This window comes from Streptomyces sp. 891-h, assembly GCF_022760275.1.
GTDB classification, from domain to species: Bacteria; Actinomycetota; Actinomycetes; order Streptomycetales; family Streptomycetaceae; genus Streptomyces; species Streptomyces spirodelae.
Genome location: NZ_CP050693.1, coordinates 6,649,972 through 6,669,251, shown reverse-complemented (window position 1 = coordinate 6,669,251; position 19,280 = coordinate 6,649,972). Strand labels below are relative to the sequence as shown.

General features: G+C 67.3%; 10 protein-coding genes, 3 rRNA genes and 1 pseudogene. 3 read left to right on the top strand and 11 right to left on the bottom strand.

Annotation, left to right across the window (positions count from 1 at the left end; genetic code table 11):
• Positions 1-7 precede the first annotated feature (7 nt).
• The 10 genes and pseudogenes from HC362_RS35110 to HC362_RS29285 all read right to left on the bottom strand — a co-directional run bounded on the left by HC362_RS35110 (position 8) and on the right by HC362_RS29285 (position 11,766).
• Positions 8-457 (bottom strand): FHA domain-containing protein, encoded by a 450-nt coding sequence (locus HC362_RS35110; RefSeq protein ID WP_347568545.1) that lies wholly within the window; start codon positions 455-457, stop codon positions 8-10.
• A 15-nt stretch (positions 458-472) separates the two neighbouring features.
• Positions 473-535, bottom strand: a pseudogene (locus HC362_RS35105) (zinc-ribbon domain-containing protein); the annotation flags it as partial.
• A 432-nt stretch (positions 536-967) separates the two neighbouring features.
• Positions 968-1,843, bottom strand: coding sequence for a DUF881 domain-containing protein (locus tag HC362_RS29320; RefSeq protein WP_243087172.1), 876 nt, complete (start codon positions 1,841-1,843; stop codon positions 968-970).
• Positions 1,844-1,848: 5 nt separating this feature from the next.
• Positions 1,849-2,181 (bottom strand): small basic family protein, encoded by a 333-nt coding sequence (locus tag HC362_RS29315; protein WP_019358093.1) that lies wholly within the window; start codon positions 2,179-2,181, stop codon positions 1,849-1,851.
• Positions 2,178-3,077 carry a DUF881 domain-containing protein gene (locus tag HC362_RS29310; RefSeq protein ID WP_209267316.1) on the bottom strand — a complete coding sequence of 300 codons (900 nt, stop codon included), beginning with the start codon at positions 3,075-3,077 and terminating at the stop codon, positions 2,178-2,180. The genes HC362_RS29315 and HC362_RS29310 overlap by 4 nt, the downstream gene beginning before the upstream one ends.
• 141 nt (positions 3,078-3,218) lie before the next feature.
• Positions 3,219-5,714 (bottom strand): mannose-1-phosphate guanyltransferase, encoded by a 2,496-nt coding sequence (locus HC362_RS29305; protein WP_243087171.1) that lies wholly within the window; start codon positions 5,712-5,714, stop codon positions 3,219-3,221.
• A gap of 113 nt (positions 5,715-5,827) precedes the next feature.
• Positions 5,828-6,439 carry a CDP-alcohol phosphatidyltransferase family protein gene (locus tag HC362_RS29300; protein WP_243087170.1) on the bottom strand — a complete coding sequence of 204 codons (612 nt, stop codon included), beginning with the start codon at positions 6,437-6,439 and terminating at the stop codon, positions 5,828-5,830.
• A 199-nt stretch (positions 6,440-6,638) separates the two neighbouring features.
• Positions 6,639-6,755, bottom strand: a 5S ribosomal RNA gene (gene rrf / locus HC362_RS29295).
• 60 nt (positions 6,756-6,815) lie between these two features.
• Positions 6,816-9,936 (bottom strand): 23S ribosomal RNA (locus HC362_RS29290).
• Between the two features lie 298 nt (positions 9,937-10,234).
• Positions 10,235-11,766 (bottom strand): 16S ribosomal RNA (locus tag HC362_RS29285).
• The 16S, 23S and 5S rRNA genes sit together here, the layout of an rRNA operon.
• Positions 11,767-12,361: 595 nt before the next feature.
• Here HC362_RS29285 and HC362_RS29280 point away from each other — a divergent pair.
• Together HC362_RS29280 and ptsP are read left to right on the top strand one after the other, a co-directional pair.
• Positions 12,362-12,811 carry a PTS glucose transporter subunit IIA gene (locus HC362_RS29280; protein ID WP_099878389.1) on the top strand — a complete coding sequence of 150 codons (450 nt, stop codon included), beginning with the start codon at positions 12,362-12,364 and terminating at the stop codon, positions 12,809-12,811.
• Positions 12,812-12,939: 128 nt separating this feature from the next.
• Positions 12,940-14,610: a phosphoenolpyruvate--protein phosphotransferase gene (gene ptsP, locus HC362_RS29275; RefSeq protein ID WP_243087169.1), complete on the top strand. Its 1,671-nt coding sequence runs from the start codon at positions 12,940-12,942 to the stop codon at positions 14,608-14,610.
• 75 nt (positions 14,611-14,685) lie between these two features.
• On the opposite strand, the gene HC362_RS29270 is transcribed toward ptsP, so the two are convergent.
• Entirely contained in the window at positions 14,686-16,716 is a 2,031-nt protein-coding gene (locus HC362_RS29270; protein ID WP_243087168.1) for an acetoacetate--CoA ligase, read from the bottom strand.
• 201 nt (positions 16,717-16,917) lie between these two features.
• Here HC362_RS29270 and HC362_RS29265 point away from each other — a divergent pair, with 201 nt between their 5' ends.
• Positions 16,918-19,275: a TIM-barrel domain-containing protein gene (locus HC362_RS29265; RefSeq protein ID WP_243087167.1), complete on the top strand. Its 2,358-nt coding sequence runs from the start codon at positions 16,918-16,920 to the stop codon at positions 19,273-19,275.
• The last annotated feature ends 5 nt before the right edge of the window (positions 19,276-19,280 follow it).

The following is a 19,280-nucleotide window of genomic DNA, read 5'->3' as shown; positions in this document are numbered from 1 at the left end:
GGGACTGTCAGTAGGTGCGCTGGTTCGCGTAGAAGACCAGCCGGTACTTTCCGATCTGGACCTCGTCGCCGTTGCTGAGCGGCACTCCGGTCTCGATCCGCTCGCGGTTGACATAGGTGCCGTTCAGGCTGCCGACATCGGAGACGGTGAAGACCCCGTCCGGGCCGCGCCGGAACTCGACGTGGCGGCGCGAGACGGTGACATCGTCCAGGAAGATGTCGCTCTCCGGATGGCGCCCGGCGGTGGTCAGCTCACCGTCGAGCAGGAACCGGCTGCCCGAGTTGGGGCCGCGCCGCACGATCAGCAGTGCCGAGCCCATGGGCAGCGCGTCCACCGCCGCCTGCGCCTCGGGCGGCAGCACCGGGGAGGCGTGCTGGCCGGTCGATTCGGAGTCGTACGCCTCGAGCCCCGAGATGGAGATCGTGGACGTCGTCTCGGACGACCCTTCCGCGGGCACGCCGCCCCGCAGTGGAGCGCCGCAGTTGGAGCAGAACCGGCTCGCTTCCGCGACGCGGGCTCCACACCTGTTACACACCGGCAAGGCAGAACCTCCACCCGAATTTGAGGTTGGCGGTGCCTGGGAACCTATGCGTCCCTGTGTGCCAGGGTCAACAGAAACCGCGCCGTGACCACCCGAATTGTCCCCTCCGGGTCCGGCCACCTCATCGCGGAACAGTGGGCGCTCGGTGCCGCTCTCCGGGGCACCGCCCGGGGTGTCCGCGCCCTGGGGGGCACGGTGCCGTGCAGTTCCCGTGTCGCCGCCCCGACGGCCCTTGCCGAACAACTTCGAAAAAAAACTCACGGGCGATTCCCCTCGCACGAAACAGACCCGCCCGTGGGGCAGGACAGACCCTCGATGCTCTCATTGGTCACTCTCGACGCCGGGATAACGTCCGTGACCCCTAGACAGTTTCCACCACGCGGTGCCCAACTCGCCCGCCGACCCCCCGAAACTCCTATCACCATCTCAGCGCGATGACGACCGAGCGTAGTCAGGCCGCTTCGCCTGTCGCAAGGCGTCCACGGTGACCTTCCCCGAGCGGGTCACATCCACTGTGGCCTGCTTGTTCTTCAGCGTCTGCACGACACCGCCGGGGATGTTGAGCGCCGGCTCCAGATCGGCGGGCTTGCCGATCACCTCGAAACGGTAAGGCTGTTTGATCCTATGCCCGTCCACGTCGACTCCGCCGCCACTGTCGGTGAAATGCGTGCTGGCGACCACCCGCACACCGTTGACCTCCATGGCTTCGGCTCCCGCGGCCCGCAGCTCCTGGACCGCGTCGAGCAGCGTATCCGAATCGGCCGCTCCCGCCCGGTCCTTGATCGTCATCCGGATACCGGGCCCCTCGGCCGCCACCGTACCGGCGAGCACCCCGAGCTGGGCCTCCTTTTCCTTGGTCTGCTTACGGGCCTCTTCGGCCTGGTCCGAGGACGTCTCCAGCTCGGTTCGCTGCCCCTCCAGCTTCCGCTTCTCGTCCTCCAGCCGCTTGGTGCGGTCGTCCAGCTCGTCGAGGATACGGACCAGATCCTCGCGCCGAGCCCCTCGCAGGGCGCTGTTCTCGCTGGTGGAGCGCACCTGGATGGCCAGCCCAAGGCCGAGGACGAAGAGCAGGAGCGCCACGATGAGTTGGGCGCGCGTCACCCGCGGGGGCCATACCGCCTGGGCGAGCCGCTGCCGTCCCGTGAGCCGCCGGCCGCCGTCCTCCGCCCGCTCCCGGGGCGCGGACGGGCGCTCTGGGGGGCGCTCGCGCTCGGGAGGCAGCTCGTTCTCCGGGAGCCGGCGCTCCGGGGGCAGCCCGCGCTCCGGCGGAAGGCCGTTCTCCGGCGTGTTGTCGTCACTCATCGGCCTCACGCCCTGAACACATGGCGACGGATGGCGGCCGCGTTGGAGAAGATCCGGATCCCCAGAACGACAACCACACCGGTGGAGAGCTGGGCGCCGACCCCGAGCTTGTCGCCAAGGAAGACGATCAGCGCGGCCACCACCACGTTGGACAGGAACGAGACGACGAAGACCTTGTCGTCGAAGATGCCGTCCAGCATCGCGCGCAACCCGCCGAAGACCGCGTCCAGCGCGGCGACGACGGCGATGGGCAGATACGGTTCGACCGCCAGCGGCACCACGGGCCGGACGACGAGTCCGGCCACGACTCCCACGACGAGGCCCAGTACGGCGATCACGATGTGCTGCCCTTCCCTGTCCGCACAGGTTTCGCTGTTCTCAGAATCAGACTCGGCGCGGCAGGCAGCCGCACCTCGTCCTGGACGGAAATGCTGGTCCTGGCACCGTAGTCCTTGTGCAGGATGTACAGGTACTGGCCGTCGACGCTGTCCTGGAAGGTCCGGGAGAATCGTTGCCCGGGACCGATCGCCAGCAGCGTGTAGGGCGGGACCAGCGGCTTGTTGTCGACCAGGATCGCATCGCCGGCAGCGCGGATGGCCGAGCGTGAGGTGAGACGCTGGCCGTTGATCGAAACGGCCTCGGCACCGGCGGCCCACAGCCCGTTGACGACCCGCTGGAGATCCCGGTCGCGGATCCGACCCGTGTCGGAGAACCCGTCCGTCTTCCGGGGCCCGTCGCCGTCGCCGGACTCGGTGTCCTTCGCGTCGTCCACCACGAGCTTGAGGCCCGGCCCCTTGACCGCGGTCGCACCGGAGAGCAGCGCCGTGGTCTTCCCCCGCTCGTCGCCGTGCTCCTCCAGAGCTTTCCGCTGCTGACGTTCCACCGTGGTCCGCAGCTTGTCCACGTCCTTCTGGAGCCGGTCGGCACGGTGACCCCCCGACTCGATCCGCTCGATCAGCTCCTGCTTCTCCTTGGCGACGCTCGGCGCCGAGATCTGCGCCTGCGCCGCGCCCACGGTCACCACCAGCGCCGCCAGCACCAGCCCGAACGCCAGCCCCAGCTTGGCCCGCAACGTACGCGGCATCTTCGAGCGCCCCACCTCGCCCCTACGGGCGGCCGCCTCCGCATAGCCGTCGTCGAGGCTGTGCTCCATCACGTTGGTCAGCAGCGACATGGAAGCGTCTGGCCGCGGGGACCGCGGCGGAGTGCTCCGGGTGGGGTGCTGCTGCGACATGCCGCACATCGTCGCACGTCGGGATCCCCGGCGCCGAATGCACCCACCCCAGCGCCCAGCGGCGGGACTTGCCCTCGCGAGGAGGGCGAGCCCCGCCGGGGTGCTCAGTGACCGGCACCTGCCCAGTGGCCGGGTGCCGGCTCAGTGACCGGCGCTGTCGACCACGGCCGCCCACTCGTCCAGCAGCGCCTGCGCCGACGCCTCGTCGGGCCCCTCGGCCCACAGGTGGGTGACCGCCTCGGCCGGGTCGGGCAGCACCATCACCCAACGGCCGTCGGACTCGACCACGCGCACCCCGTCCGTGGTGTCCACGGACCGGTCCCCGGCCGCCTCGACGACGGTACGCATCACAAGTCCCTTGACCGCCCATGGCGTTGCCAGATCGCGTCGGCTCACATGCGCACGCGGAATGCGCGCGTCGATCTGGCTGAGGGTGAGCTGGGTACGCGCCACCAGTCCGATGAGCCGTACGAAGGCGGCAGCGCCGTCGAAGACGGAGCTGAACTCGGGGACGATGAAACCGCCCCGCCCGTCCCCGCCGAAGATGGTCCCGTCGTCCCGGCTGACCCGGGTGAGATCGTCGGGCGACGTCGTCGTCCACTCGACCTGCGTGCCGTGATAGGCGGCGACCTGCTCGGCGATCCGGGTCGTGGTCACCGGCAGCGCCACGCGGCCGCTGCGCCGCTCGGCCGCGACCAGGTCGAGCATCACCAGCAGCGCACGGTCGTCCTCCACGATCCTGCCGTGCTCGTCCACCAGCGAGATGCGCTCCCCCACCGGATCGAAGCGCACACCGAAGGCCGCGCGAGCCGAAGCGACGATCTCCCCGAGCCGCACCAGCCCGGCACGCCGGGACTCCGCCGACTCCGTGGGACGCGACTCGTCCAGCCCCGGGTTGATCGTCAGCGAGTCCACGCCCAGCCGGCCCAGCAGGCTCGGCAGGACCAGCCCCGCACTTCCGTTGGAGGCGTCGACCACGACCTTCAGGCCGGATTCTGCGACCCCGGTGGTGTCCACGGCACGCAGCAGGGAGCCCGTGTACGAGTCGTAGACGCTGGAGGGGAAGCTGAGGTCACCGATCTCACCCGGGAAGGCACGACGGTACTCCTGGCGCGCATAGACCCGGTCGAGCTTGCGCTGCGCAGCCTGGGACAGGTCGGCTCCCCGCTCGTCGAGGAACAAGATGTCGACCGAATCCGGCACCCCGGGCGTCGTACGGATCATGATGCCGCCGGCGCTGCCCCGTGCCGTCTGCTGCCGGGCCACCGGAAGCGGCACGTTCTCCAGGTCGCGCACGTCGATGGCGCTGGCCTGGAGCGCCGAGATGATCGCCCGTTTGAGGGCGCGCGCGCCCCGGGAGTGGTCACGCGCGGTGCAGACGGTGGAGCCCTTCTTGAGCGTCGTCGCATACGCGCCCGCCAGCCGCACGGCCAGCTCCGGGGTGATCTCCACATTCAGGATGCCGGAGACACCGCGCGCCCCGAACAGATGCGCCTGCCCACGCGATTCCCAGATGACGGAGGTGTTGACGAACGCACCGGCCTCGATCGTCTTGAAGGGGTAGATCCGCACGTTCCCCTGGACGATGGATTCTTCGCCGATCAGGCACTCGTCGCCGACGACCGCGCCGTCCTCGATCCGCGAGGCCCGCATGATGTCGGTGTTCTTGCCGATGACACAGCCGCGCAGATTGCTCTGCGGCCCGATGTAGACGTTGTCGTGGACGACGGCCCGGTGCAGGAAGGCACCGCTCTTGACGACCACGTTCGAGCCGATGACGGAGTGCTCCCTGATCTCAGCGCCGGCCTCGACCTTCGCGTAGTCCCCGATGTACAGCGGACCGCGCAGCACGGCGTCCGGGTGCACCTCGGCGCCCTCGGCGACCCAGACTCCGGGCGAGATCTCGAAACCGTCCCGCTCCGCGTCGACCTTGCCCTCGAGCACATCGGCCTGGGCCTTCACATAGCTCTCGTGGGTGCCGACGTCCTCCCAGTACCCCTCGGCGATATAGCCGTAGATCGGCTTGCCTTCCTTCATCAGCTGCGGGAAGACATCACCGGACCAGTCGACGGGCACATCCGGCTCGACGTAGTCGAAGACCTCGGGCTCCATCACATAGATGCCGGTGTTCACCGTGTCGGAGAAGACCTGGCCCCAGGTCGGCTTCTCCAGGAACCTTTCGACCTTCCCGTCCTCGTCCACGATGGTGATACCGAATTCCAGCGGGTTCGGCACCCGGGTCAGACAGACGGTCACCATCGCACCGCGTTCCCGGTGAAAGCGGATGAGGTCGGTGAGGTCGAAGTCGGTGAGCGCGTCGCCGGAGATGACGAGAAACGAGTCATCCCGCAGGGCTTCCTCGGCGTTCTTGACGCTGCCGGCCGTTCCCAGTGGCTTCTCTTCGTTGGCGTAGGTGAGCTCCATGCCGAGCTCCTCGCCGTCACCGAAGTAATTCTTGACCAGCGAAGCCAGGAATTGCACGGTCACGACGGTCTCGGAGAGCCCGTGACGCTTGAGCAGCTTCAGCACATGCTCCATGATCGGCTTGTTGACCACCGGCAGGAGCGGCTTGGGCATGCTCGCGGTCATCGGGCGAAGGCGCGTGCCTTCGCCGCCAGCCATCACGACGGCCTTCATCTCGGAAGCGTCCTCCTCGTACAGACGACGGTCATCCCGACCATGACCCCTCCAGGATGACCTACAAAGGCGTAATCAGGGCAACCGACCTCCGGAGCGAGGAAAGGCGGGTTTCAGTCGGTCGTCTCGGTGTCAGCCCTGACCAGACGGCGGACCTGGACCACATAGAGGATCCCTGCCCACCAATAGAGAGCAGTACCCCAACCTGCGAAGGCCCACCCGAAAATCGCTGCCAGTGATGAAACCCAGCCACTTCCGTCACTGAGCAACAGCAGCGGGAAGGCATACATCAGGTTGAAGGTCGCGGCCTTGCCCAGGAAGTTGACCTGCGGCGGGGCATAGCCATGGCGGTCGAGGATCCACACCATGACCAACAGCAACAGCTCTCGGGCCAGCAGAGTGGCGGTGAGCCAGAGCGGCAGAATCTCCCGCCACGTCAGGCCCACCAGAGTGGAGAGGATGTACAACCGGTCGGCGGCCGGGTCGAGAATACGGCCGAGACTGCTGATCTGATTCCACCTGCGGGCCAGTTTGCCGTCCAGGTAGTCGCTCACGCCGCTCAGCGCGAGGACGAGCAGCGCCCACAGATCGCGGTTGGGGCCGCCGAACTCGGGCCAGAGAATCAGCCACAGGAACACCGGCACGCCCACCAGGCGAGCCATGCTGAGGACGTTCGGGATGGTGAGGACCCGATCCGTCTGGACCCGCGTCTCCTGGACCTCCACCCGTGGGCCTCCTGAGCAACCGTGCCGACGCTACCCCCTGACCCTACCCGGCAGCACTCACCCAGCGTGCACGGGGTCGGCGGTGGGCGGCGAAATGGCGTCGAAACGGGCGCCGGCATGGACGCCAGTGGGACGCCCAAAACACGAAAAGGGCCCTGCCGACTGAAGTCGGCAGGGCCCTTTTCGTTCTTCAAGAATAGTTCGGCGGTGTCCTACTCTCCCACACGCTCCCGCATGCAGTACCATCGGCGCTGAAAGGCTTAGCTTCCGGGTTCGGAATGTAACCGGGCGTTTCCCTCACGCTATGACCACCGAAACACGGCGAAACAACAACCAGGTTGTTGTCTCAGAACCAACACAGTGGACGCGAGCCTCTATGGACAAGCCCTCGGCCTATTAGTACCGGTCACCTCCACCCATTACTGGGCTTCCAGATCCGGCCTATCAACCCCGTCATCTCCAGGGAGCCTTAACCCCTCCAAGGGGGTGGGAGTCCTCATCTCGAAGCAGGCTTCCCGCTTAGATGCTTTCAGCGGTTATCCTTCCCGAACGTAGCCAACCAGCCATGCCCTTGGCAGAACAACTGGCACACCAGAGGTCCGTCCGTCCCGGTCCTCTCGTACTAGGGACAGCCCTTCTCAAGACTCCTACGCGCGCAGCGGATAGGGACCGAACTGTCTCACGACGTTCTAAACCCAGCTCGCGTACCGCTTTAATGGGCGAACAGCCCAACCCTTGGGACCGACTCCAGCCCCAGGATGCGACGAGCCGACATCGAGGTGCCAAACCATCCCGTCGATATGGACTCTTGGGGAAGATCAGCCTGTTATCCCCGGGGTACCTTTTATCCGTTGAGCGACGGCGCTTCCACAAGCCACCGCCGGATCACTAGTCCCGACTTTCGTCCCTGCTCGACCCGTCAGTCTCACAGTCAAGCTCCCTTGTGCACTTACACTCACCACCTGATGACCAACCAGGCTGAGGGAACCTTTGGGCGCCTCCGTTACCCTTTAGGAGGCAACCGCCCCAGTTAAACTACCCACCAGACACTGTCCCCGATCCGGATCACGGACCCAGGTTAGACATCCAGCACGACCAGAGTGGTATTTCAACAACGACTCCACGAACACTGGCGTGCCCGCTTCACAGTCTCCCACCTATCCTACACAAGCCGAACCGAACACCAATATCAAGCTGTAGTAAAGGTCCCGGGGTCTTTCCGTCCTGCTGCGCGAAACGAGCATCTTTACTCGTACTGCAATTTCACCGGGCCTATGGTTGAGACAGTCAAGAAGTCGTTACGCCATTCGTGCAGGTCGGAACTTACCCGACAAGGAATTTCGCTACCTTAGGATGGTTATAGTTACCACCGCCGTTTACTGGCGCTTAAGTTCTCAGCTTCACCAGGACGAATCCTGACTAACCGGTCCCCTTAACGTTCCAGCACCGGGCAGGCGTCAGTCCGTATACATCGCCTTACGGCTTCGCACGGACCTGTGTTTTTAGTAAACAGTCGCTTCTCGCTGGTCTCTGCGGCCACCCCCAGCTCACCAAGCATGTTGGATCACCAGGCGTGGCCCCCCTTCTCCCGAAGTTACGGGGGCATTTTGCCGAGTTCCTTAACCATAGTTCACCCGAACGCCTCGGTATTCTCTACCAGACCACCTGAGTCGGTTTAGGGTACGGGCCGCCACACAACTCGCTAGAGGCTTTTCTCGACAGCACAGGATCACCCACTTCACCACAAACGGCTCGGCATCAGGTCTCACCCCTATGCCAGGCGGATTTACCTACCTGACGGGCTACACCCTTACCCCGGGACAACCATCGCCCGGGCTGGACTACCTCACTGCGTCACCCCATCACTCACCTACTACAAGCTCGGACCGTCGGCTCCACCACACTCCCACTCCGAAGAGCAGAAGGGGCTTCACGGACTTAGCATCACCTGATTCGATGTTTGACGCTGCATAGCGGGTACCGGAATATCAACCGGTTCTCCATCGACTACGCCTGTCGGCCTCGCCTTAGGTCCCGACTTACCCTGGGCAGATCAGCTTGACCCAGGAACCCTTAGTCAATCGGCGCACACGTTTCTCACGCATGTATCGCTACTCATGCCTGCATTCTCACTCGTGAACCATCCACAACTCGCTTCCACGGCTGCTTCACCCGGCACACGACGCTCCCCTACCCACCCACACACCCGTTAGAGCTATTGTGTGAGTGACACGACTTCGGCGGTGTACTTGAGCCCCGCTACATTATCGGCGCGGAATCACTTGACCAGTGAGCTATTACGCACTCTTTCAAGGATGGCTGCTTCTAAGCCAACCTCCTGGTTGTCCCTGCGACTCCACATCCTTTCCCACTTAGCACACGCTTAGGGGCCTTAGTCGATGCTCTGGGCTGTTTCCCTCTCGACCATGGAGCTTATCCCCCACAGTCTCACTGCCGCGCTCTCACTTACCGGCATTCGGAGTTTGGCTAAGGTCAGTAACCCGGTAGGGCCCATCGCCTATCCAGTGCTCTACCTCCGGCAAGAAACACACGACGCTGCACCTAAATGCATTTCGGGGAGAACCAGCTATCACGGAGTTTGATTGGCCTTTCACCCCTAACCACAGGTCATCCCCCAGGTTTTCAACCCTGGTGGGTTCGGGCCTCCACGAAGTCTTACCTCCGCTTCACCCTGCCCATGGCTAGATCACTCCGCTTCGGGTCTTGAACACGCTACTCAAACGCCCTCTTCGGACTCGCTTTCGCTACGGCTCCCCCACACGGGTTAACCTCGCAACATGCCGCAAACTCGCAGGCTCATTCTTCAAAAGGCACGCAGTCACGACAGACAGTGCGAACACTGCCTGCGACGCTCCCACGGCTTGTAGGCACACGGTTTCAGGTACTCTTTCACTCCGCTCCCGCGGTACTTTTCACCATTCCCTCACGGTACTATCCGCTATCGGTCACCAGGGAATATTTAGGCTTGACGGGTGGTCCCGCCAGATTCACACAGGATTTCTCGGGCCCCATGCTACTTGGGAACAACACAAGCGAGCCGTGCAGATTTCAGCTACGGGGGTCTTACCCTCTACGCCGGGCCTTTCGCATGCCCTTCGCCTATCCACACGGTTTCTAACTCACCCAGCCGCCGGCAGACGACTGAAGCGCAGTCCCACAACCCCGCATGCGCAACCCCTGCCGGGTATCACACACATACGGTTTAGCCTCCTCCGGTTTCGCTCACCACTACTCCCGGAATCACGGTTGTTTTCTCTTCCTACGGGTACTGAGATGTTTCACTTCCCCGCGTTCCCTCCACACCGCCTATACATTCAGCGGCAGGTGACAGCCCATGACGACTGCCGGGTTCCCCCATTCGGACACCCCCGGATCACAGCTCGGTTGACAGCTCCCCGGGGCCTATCGCGGCCTCCCACGTCCTTCATCGGTTCCTGGTGCCAAGGCATCCACCGTGCGCCCTTAAAAACTTGGCCACAGATGCTCGCGTCCACTGTGCAGTTCTCAAACAACAACCAGCCACCCACCACCCCAACCACACAAGCTGAGTTCACTGGGACCGGCGCAGAAGGACAGCCACCAACGGCCGCACCCTCAGACACCCAACAGCGCGCCCGACACGACCAGATCACCTGCGTTCCACGCCGAAGCAGTACTAACAGACACCCTGACCGTGCCGAATAGTCAACGTTCCACCCATGAGCAACCCACCGTCAGACACTCGCTGACGCAGTGGGCCTCTGGACCGCCGAAGCGGCCAAAGATGCTCCTTAGAAAGGAGGTGATCCAGCCGCACCTTCCGGTACGGCTACCTTGTTACGACTTCGTCCCAATCGCCAGTCCCACCTTCGACGATTCCCTCCCCACAAAGGGGGTTGGGCCACCGGCTTCGGGTGTTACCGACTTTCGTGACGTGACGGGCGGTGTGTACAAGGCCCGGGAACGTATTCACCGCAGCAATGCTGATCTGCGATTACTAGCGACTCCGACTTCATGGGGTCGAGTTGCAGACCCCAATCCGAACTGAGACCGGCTTTTTGAGATTCGCTCCACCTCACGGCATCGCAGCTCATTGTACCGGCCATTGTAGCACGTGTGCAGCCCAAGACATAAGGGGCATGATGACTTGACGTCGTCCCCACCTTCCTCCGAGTTGACCCCGGCAGTCTCCCGTGAGTCCCCAACCACCCGAAGGTGTTGCTGGCAACACAGGACAAGGGTTGCGCTCGTTGCGGGACTTAACCCAACATCTCACGACACGAGCTGACGACAGCCATGCACCACCTGTACACCGACCCAAAGGGGGGCACTGTCTCCAGCGCTTTCCGGTGTATGTCAAGCCTTGGTAAGGTTCTTCGCGTTGCGTCGAATTAAGCCACATGCTCCGCCGCTTGTGCGGGCCCCCGTCAATTCCTTTGAGTTTTAGCCTTGCGGCCGTACTCCCCAGGCGGGGCACTTAATGCGTTAGCTGCGGCACGGACGACGTGGAATGCCGCCCACACCTAGTGCCCAACGTTTACGGCGTGGACTACCAGGGTATCTAATCCTGTTCGCTCCCCACGCTTTCGCTCCTCAGCGTCAGTATCGGCCCAGAGATCCGCCTTCGCCACCGGTGTTCCTCCTGATATCTGCGCATTTCACCGCTACACCAGGAATTCCAATCTCCCCTGCCGAACTCCAGCCTGCCCGTATCGAATGCAGACCCGGGGTTAAGCCCCGGGCTTTCACATCCGACGCGACAAGCCGCCTACGAGCTCTTTACGCCCAATAATTCCGGACAACGCTCGCACCCTACGTATTACCGCGGCTGCTGGCACGTAGTTAGCCGGTGCTTCTTCTGCAGGTACCGTCACTTGCGCTTCTTCCCTGCTGAAAGAGGTTTACAACCCGAAGGCCGTCATCCCTCACGCGGCGTCGCTGCATCAGGCTTGCGCCCATTGTGCAATATTCCCCACTGCTGCCTCCCGTAGGAGTCTGGGCCGTGTCTCAGTCCCAGTGTGGCCGGTCGCCCTCTCAGGCCGGCTACCCGTCGTCGCCTTGGTAGGCCATCACCCCACCAACAAGCTGATAGGCCGCGGGCTCATCCTGCACCGCCGGAGCTTTCCACCACCAGACCATGCGGCCGGTGGTCATATCCGGTATTAGACCCCGTTTCCAGGGCTTGTCCCGAAGTGCAGGGCAGATTGCCCACGTGTTACTCACCCGTTCGCCACTAATCCACCACCGAAGCGGCTTCATCGTTCGACTTGCATGTGTTAAGCACGCCGCCAGCGTTCGTCCTGAGCCAGGATCAAACTCTCCGTGAATGCTTTCGCTTCGCGGAAGAGCGGAACCAGGGGAGGAATAATCCCCATGGTTCACAGCGTCCTCGCTGCTAATTTTCCAAAGGAACCTCAACCCACCACTGAAGGATGGGCCGGGGTATCAACATATCTGGCGTTGACTTTTGGCACGCTGTTGAGTTCTCAAGGAACGGACGCTTCCTTCGAAACCGTTTCACCGGTCTCTCCGGACGTTTGCCCTTTCGCTTCTTCCCAAGCTTACCACCGTGATTTCGATGCTCGGAAACCGCTCCGCGCCGAGGCGCGACGATCGGCGGACCGAAATCAGTTGGTAGTGAGAAGTGCTGCCGACGCCTCTCGGCGCCCGGCAGGCATACGACAGTACAGCGGGCCTCACGGCAGAGGCAAATCGGTTCTGCGGCTCCGACGCCGCCGGCACCGTCCCACTGCCGTCCGGACACTGCCGCAACAGTGCGCCGACGAGGCACGACGGTGGGTAGCGGCCCGGCCGCGCCTCTTGCGGAAGGGGATGTTCCTATGACTTACGCTTCTGCACGGTGCGCCGTCCTGAACAGGTAGCGACGGCGGCTGATCGAGACTCCGCCCTTGGGAGGTCCCCATGACCACCGTGTCGTCCCCGCTGACCGGACGGGCCATCGGCTTGGCCGCTGTGCCTGATCCGGTGTTCTCCGGGGCGATGGTGGGCCCCGGTACCGCCGTCGACCCCGTGCGGGAGCGCACGGAGGCCGTCGCGCCTGTCGACGGAATCGTCGTCTCACTGCACCCGCACGCGTTCGTGGTGGTGGACTCCGAGGGGCACGGTGTGCTCACGCACCTGGGCATCGACACCGTTCAGTTGAACGGGGAGGGTTTCGAGCTGCTGGCCGCGAAGGGAGACACCGTCACCCGAGGACAGCCGGTGGTGCGCTGGGACCCGGCGGCCGTGGAGGAGAAGGGGAAGTCCCCCATCTCCCCGGTCATCGCGCTGGAGGCCACCGCCGAAGCGCTCGGTGATGTGCTGGAGGACGGGGACGTCGAGCGCGGACAGGCGCTCTTCGGCTGGAGCTGACGTACGGGCCCGGCCCGCTCCCTTTTGTCATCCCCCACGCGCCACCGGGAGCCTCCCGCCGCGCGTGTCCGGGCCGGGCGGAAACGACTGCGGTGGTCACTGGCCGCCGCCGAGCGGAGACGGGTGAGATGGACACAACGCTTCGAGGCGTGGGCGTGAGCCACGGGGTGGCGATCGGCGAGGCGCGGCACATGGGCACGGCCGTGCTCGAGCCCCCGGCCAAGCAGATCGCCGCCGATGAGGCGCCCCGCGAGCAGCAGCGTGCGCGGCAGGCGGTGGAGGCCGTCGCCGCGGACCTGGTCGCCCGCGGAAATCTCGCCGGCGGTGAGGCGCAGGCCGTGCTGGAGGCACAGGCCATGATGGCGCAGGACCCCGAGCTGATGGCCGATGTGGAGCGGCGGATCGCCGTGGGCAGCACGGCTGAGCGTGCGGTCTACGACGCCTTCGCCGCGTATCGCGCGCTGCTGGCCCAGGCCGGTGACTACCTGGCCGGGCGAGTGGCGGACCTGGACGACGTGCGCAACCGTATCGTCGCCCGGCTGCTGGGCGTCCCCATGCCGGGGGTGCCGGACAGCGACCGGCCGTATGTGCTGATCGCGCGGGATCTGGCGCCGGCCGACACGGCGCTGCTGGACCCCTCTCTGGTGCTGGGCTTTGTGACGGAGGAGGGCGGGCCCACCAGCCACAGCGCGATTCTCGCGCGGGCGCTTGGCGTGCCCGCCGTGGTGGCGCTGCCCGGCGCGGGCGAGCTCGCGGAGGGCACGGTCATCGCGGTGGACGGCAGTACCGGCGAGGTCATGGTGAACCCGACCGACGCCGAGCGCGATGAGCTGGCGCGGGCGGCCGACGAGCGCAAGGCCGCTGTGGAGGCGGCCAAGGGTCCGGGGGCGACCTCGGACGGTCACAAGGTGCCGCTGCTGGCCAACGTGGGTGGTCCGGCCGATGTGCCGGCTGCGGTGGAGGCCGGTGCTGAGGGCGTGGGGCTGTTCCGCACGGAGTTCCTGTTCCTGGACGACAGTGAGCGGGCGCCGTCGGAGGAGAAGCAGGTCCAGGCGTACCGGCAGGTGCTGGAGGCGTTCCCGGAGGGGCGTGTCGTGGTGCGCGTGCTGGACGCGGGCGCCGACAAACCGCTGAGCTTCCTGACGCCGGCCGACGAGCCGAACCCCGCCCTCGGGGTGCGCGGGCTGCGGACGCTGCTGGACCACCCGGAGGTGCTCCAGGGGCAGCTTCGGGCGCTGGCGAAGGCCGCCGAGGGGCTGCCGGTCTACCTCGAGGTCATGGCGCCGATGGTGGCGGACAGGACCGATGCGCGGGCGTTCGCCGACGCTTGCCGGGAGGCGGGGCTGAGCGCGAAGTTCGGCGCGATGGTGGAGGTGCCGTCGGCTGCGCTGCGGGCGCGTTCGGTCCTGCAGGAGGTGGAGTTCCTGTCGCTGGGGACCAACGACCTGGCGCAGTACACCTTCGCGGCCGACCGGCAGGTCGGTGCCGTCTCGCGGTTGCAGGACCCGTGGCAGCCGGCGCTGCTGGACCTGGTGGCTCTCTCGGCTGAGGCCGCGAAGGCGGAGGGCAAGAGCTGCGGCGTGTGCGGTGAGGCCGCTTCCGACCCGCTGCTGGCGTGTGTGCTGGCGGGGCTCGGGGTGACGAGCCTGTCGATGGGGGCTTCGGCGATTCCGTTCGTACGGGCGCAGCTGGCCAAGCACACGATGGCGCAGTGCGAGCGGGCGGCGGCGGCCGCGCGTGCCGCGGACAGCGGTCCTGACGCGCGTGCTGCCGCGCAGGCGGTGCTGTCCGGGGAGTGATCCGGTCGGACGACTGACCCGGTGAGGGCCGCTCCGCTGTTGCGGGGCGGCCCTCAGCGTTCGACCGATTGTCTGTCAGCCGCGCTCGCGGGCGAGTTGTTCGTAGAAGTGGAGCAGTTCCGCGTTGTCGACGGAGCCGGGGTTGACGGCCTTCTCCATGGCGGTGCCCTGGAGGAGCCGTTTGACGGGCACTTCCAGGCGCTTGCCGGTGAGGGTGTGCGGGACGGCGGGGATCTCGATGATCTCGTCGGGCACGTGGCGGGGCGAGAGGCTCTGCCGGATGGTCTGCTTGACGCGGTCGCGGAGTGCGTCGTCCAGGACGGCGCCTTCGGCGAGGTGGACGAAGAGCGGCATCCAGTAGCCGCCGTCGGGCTGTTCGACGCCGATGACGAGGGATTCGCGGATCTCGGGGAGGCGTTCGACGGCCTCGTAGATGTCGGCGGAGCCCATCCGGACGCCCTGCCGGTTGAGGGTGGAGTCGGAGCGGCCGTGGATGACGACGGTGTTGCGGCTGGTGAGGGTGATCCAGTCGCCGTGCCGCCAGACGCCGGGGTACATGTCGAAGTAGCTGTCGTGGTAGCGGGTGCCGTCGGGGTCGTTCCAGAAGCGGACCGGCATGGAGGGCATGGGCTGGGTGACGACCAGTTCGCCGACCTCGTCCACCAGTGGCTTGCCGTGCGGGTCCCAGGCGGCGAGGTCGGTGGCGAGGGAGGGTGCCTGGAGTTCGCCGGTGTAGACGGGGAGGGTGGGGACGGCTCCGGCGAAGCAGCTGCACACGTCGGTGCCGCCGCTGACGGAGGCGATCCACATGTCGGGCGAGACCTCGTCGTGAATCCAGCGGAACCCGTCGGGTGGCAGCGGGGAGCCGGTGGTGGCCACGCACTTGACGCGGGAGAGGTCGAAGTCGCGCGCGGGGTGGACGTCGGCCTTGCGGCAGGCCATGACGTAGGCGGCGGAGGTGCCGTAGATGGTCGTGCCGGTGCGTTCGGCGACGCGCCACTGCGCTGCTGTGTCGGGGTAGCCGGGGCTGCCGTCGTAGGTGACGACGGTGGCGCCGGTCAGCAGCCCGGAGATCAGCAGGTTCCACATCATCCAGCCGGTGGAGGTGAACCAGAAGAACCGGTCGCCCGGTCCCATGTCGTTGTGCAGGGTGAGCTGCTTGAGGTGTTCGACCAGGATGCCGCCCTGGGACTGGACGATCGCCTTGGGCAGTCCTGTGGTGCCGGAGGAGTAGAGGACCCACAGCGGATGGTCGAAGGGCACCTGCTCGTAGTGGGGCTCCGCGTCCTGTGCGGTCAGGACGGCCCACTCCAGTGCGCCCTCCGGCGCCGGAGTGCCCAGCAGCGGTACGTGGACGACGGCGCGGAGGGTGGGCAGCGCGGAGCGGAGTTCGGCCACGGTCTCGCGGCGGTCGTGTTCCTTGCCGCCGTAGCGGTAGCCGTCGACGGTGAACAGTACGACCGGTTCGACCTGCTGGAAGCGGTCCAGGACGCTGCGGGCGCCGAAGTCGGGTGCGCAGGAGGTCCATACGCCGCCGACCGCCGCGGTGGCCAGCAGTGCGACGGCCGCTTGGGGGATGTTGGGCAGGTAGCCGCTGATCCGGTCGCCGGGGCGGACGCCGAGGCGGCGCAGCTCTTGTGCGAGGGAGGCGACCTGGGCACGCAGTTCGGTCCAGCTGACCGGGGTGGGCTCGTGGGTCTCGTCGACGTGCAGGAGCGCCGGCTCGGCGGCGCGTGCGGGGTCCTCGGCCGGGCGCAGTGCGTGTTCGGCGTAGTTGAGGGTGGCGCCGGGGAACCACTGGGCGCCGGGCATCCGTGTATCGGCGAGGACGGTCTCGTACGGGGTGGTGAAGCGGATGCCGGACCACTCGGCGAACGCGCCCCAGAAGGTGGCCAGGTGCTCGGTGGACCAGCGGTGCAGGGCCGCGTACGAGGCGACGGGGTCGGCCGGGTCGGGAGCCGGCGCTCCGTGGTGGCGGGCCGCCCAGTCCTGGAACCGGGTGAGGCGGGCCGAGGGGAAGTCGCCGGGGTCGGGCCGCCAGAGTGGCGCAGGCTGCGCAGACGCGGAGGACTGCGGGGTCTGGGCGGTTCTGTCGGCTGCGGTCATGGCGGCTCCCTGACGTCCTGTACGCGTCGTCGCGTCCCTTCGCGCGGGACGATGCCATGTGATCATCGGTTGTGCCAGGGCAGGAGTCACACAGCGCGGCGGTGTGGAGTGTGCGCGGCGCCCAGGGGCCGGGGTGACCACCAGGTGAACGGCCATTGAACAGCCCTGACGCGGCCGGTTGCCGATGGCAGGCTGAGCAGCATGGACGGGCGGGGCCTGGTGCGGTCGATGACGGTGGTCGGTAGGGGGCGGAGGGCGCTGGCTCTGCGCGCTGCCTGGCGCAGACGGCGGGCCGACGCGGCGGGGCTGCCGCGGCAGCGTGCCGAGCGGGCGCGGACACCGGGTGAGGCGACGGGTGCGGAGCCTGGGCCCGGCGGCGGGCGGGTGGACTTCGCCCGGTCGGCGCTCGAGGTGCGGGTGACGGTGGGCGGTGCGGTGTTCCTCGGGTGGGACGGCGCGGAGCCCGAGCCGTCGTACGCGCTGGCGGGTGGGGGTCCTGAGCCGGATCCGCGAGCACGGCTGGAGCCGGACAAGGACGGCGGCTGGCGGGTGGTCTCCGAGCGGATGCTGGTGATCGTCTCCCGGCGGGGCGCCGTGGAGATGCGTACGCCGGGCGGCGCTCTGCTGCGCCGCGACCAGCCGCCCCGGTGGTGGGAGTGCGCGGAGGAGCCGGAGGGCGGGGCCGGGACCGGGGGCGGCCCGCGGTGGATGCAGCGCTCGCAACTGCCGCCGGACGTACGGTTCTTCGGGCTGGGCGGCAGGGCGATGGGGCCCCGGCTGCGGGCGGGCACCTATCGGCTGTGGAACACCGAAGCGGGTCCGTGCGGTCCGGGTACCGATCCGTTGTCGGTCACCATGCCGGTGCTGGTGAGCGTGGCGGACGCGGGCACGCTGCTCGTCTTCCACGACAACTCCTGGGACGGTTCGGTGACCGTGCGGGAGGGGGCCGAGGGGCGGGGCTCCGGCCACGACAGGCCCGCGCGGTGCGAGGTGCGGATGAGTGGCGGGCCCATGCGGTACTGGGTGGTGGCCGGGGCACCGTCGCGGGTGCTGCACGGCTGGGCGGCGTTGACCGGGGCCCCGGCCGTGCCGCCCCGCTGGGCGCTGGGGCACCAGCACGCGCACCGGGGCGCCGCCGGGGAACCGGAGGCGCGGCGGATCGCGGAGGGTCACCGTGAGCGGGGGCTGCCGCTGGGCGCGCTGCAGCTGGACGCCACGCACGACCGAAGCGGCCGCGGCTTCACGGGGGAGGCGTCCGCGGGGGCCCGGCCGTGGGCGGCCGGGGTGCGGTTGGTCTCGGTGGTGGCACCTGGTGTACGGGCCGAGCCGGGCAGCCCGGTGTTCGACAGTGGCAGCGCGGCCGGTCTGTTCGTACGGGACGCGCGGGAGCGCACAGTGCTGGGCGGGGCGCCGTGGGGTGATGTGGTCTTCCCCGACTTCACCGACCGGCGGGTACGCAAGTGGTGGGGCGCGCTGTACGCGGAGCCGCTGGAGCGGGGTTTCGCCGGGGTGTGGCACTCGGGTGACGAGCCGGCGTCGCTGTGCGCCTTCGGGGACCGGACGCTGCCGCGCTCGGCGCGGCACGCGCTGGAGGGCCGGGGCGGCGACCACCGCGAGGGGCACAACGTCTACGCGCTGGCCATGGCGAAGGCCGGCTACGCGGGGCTGCGGGAGCTGCGTCCCCAGGAGCGTCCGTTCGTCCTGGGCCGTGCGGGGTGGGCAGGCATCCAGCGGTACGGCGGGAGTGGCGCCGCCGAGCTGGAGACCGGCTGGGCCGGTCTGCGGGCCACGCTGTCGCTGGTGCTGGGTCTGGGGCTGTGCGGGGTGCCGTACGCGGGACCGGACGTCGGCGGTCACACCGGGCGGCCCTCTGGCGAGCTGTTCGTGCGCTGGTTCCAACTGGCCGCGTATCTGCCGCTCTTCCGTACGCACACGACGGGGCGGGCGGGCGGCGCTGCGTGGGAGTTCGGCGAGGAGGTGCTGGAGCACGCGCGTGCCGCCTCGGCGGAGCGGGAGCGGCTGCTGCCGTATCTGATGACGCTGGCCCAGCTCGCGCACCGCACCGGCGCGCCGTATGTGCGGCCGGTTTGGTGGCAGCATCCGCGGGACCGGGCGCTGCGGGACTGTGAGGACGCGTTTCTGCTGGGCGACGCCCTGTTGGTCGCGCCGGTGCTGGAGCCGGGCGCCCGGTCGCGTACGGTGCGGCTGCCCGCTGGCCGCTGGTACGACACCGGGTCCGGGCGTGGCTTCACCGGTCCGGCGACCGTGCGGGTGGCGGCGCCGTTGGGGCGGGTTCCGGTGCTGGCCCGCGCCGGCTGCGCCGTGCCGGTGCGGGGCGCGGGCGGGCGCACGGAGCTGGAGGTGTGGCCGCCCGCACCGGGCCGTACAGGTGGTGGGCTGCTGATTCCCGATCCGGGTGACGGATGGGACCGGCCGGCCGCCGAGCGGTTCACGGTGCGGCAGGGACGGGACGGTGCCGTCGTGGTGGAGCGGGACGGCGGCGGAGCCGTCGAGCACCCGGTACGCGTGCGCCGGCCCGCCGGTCAGCCCGCGTGGTAGCCCGG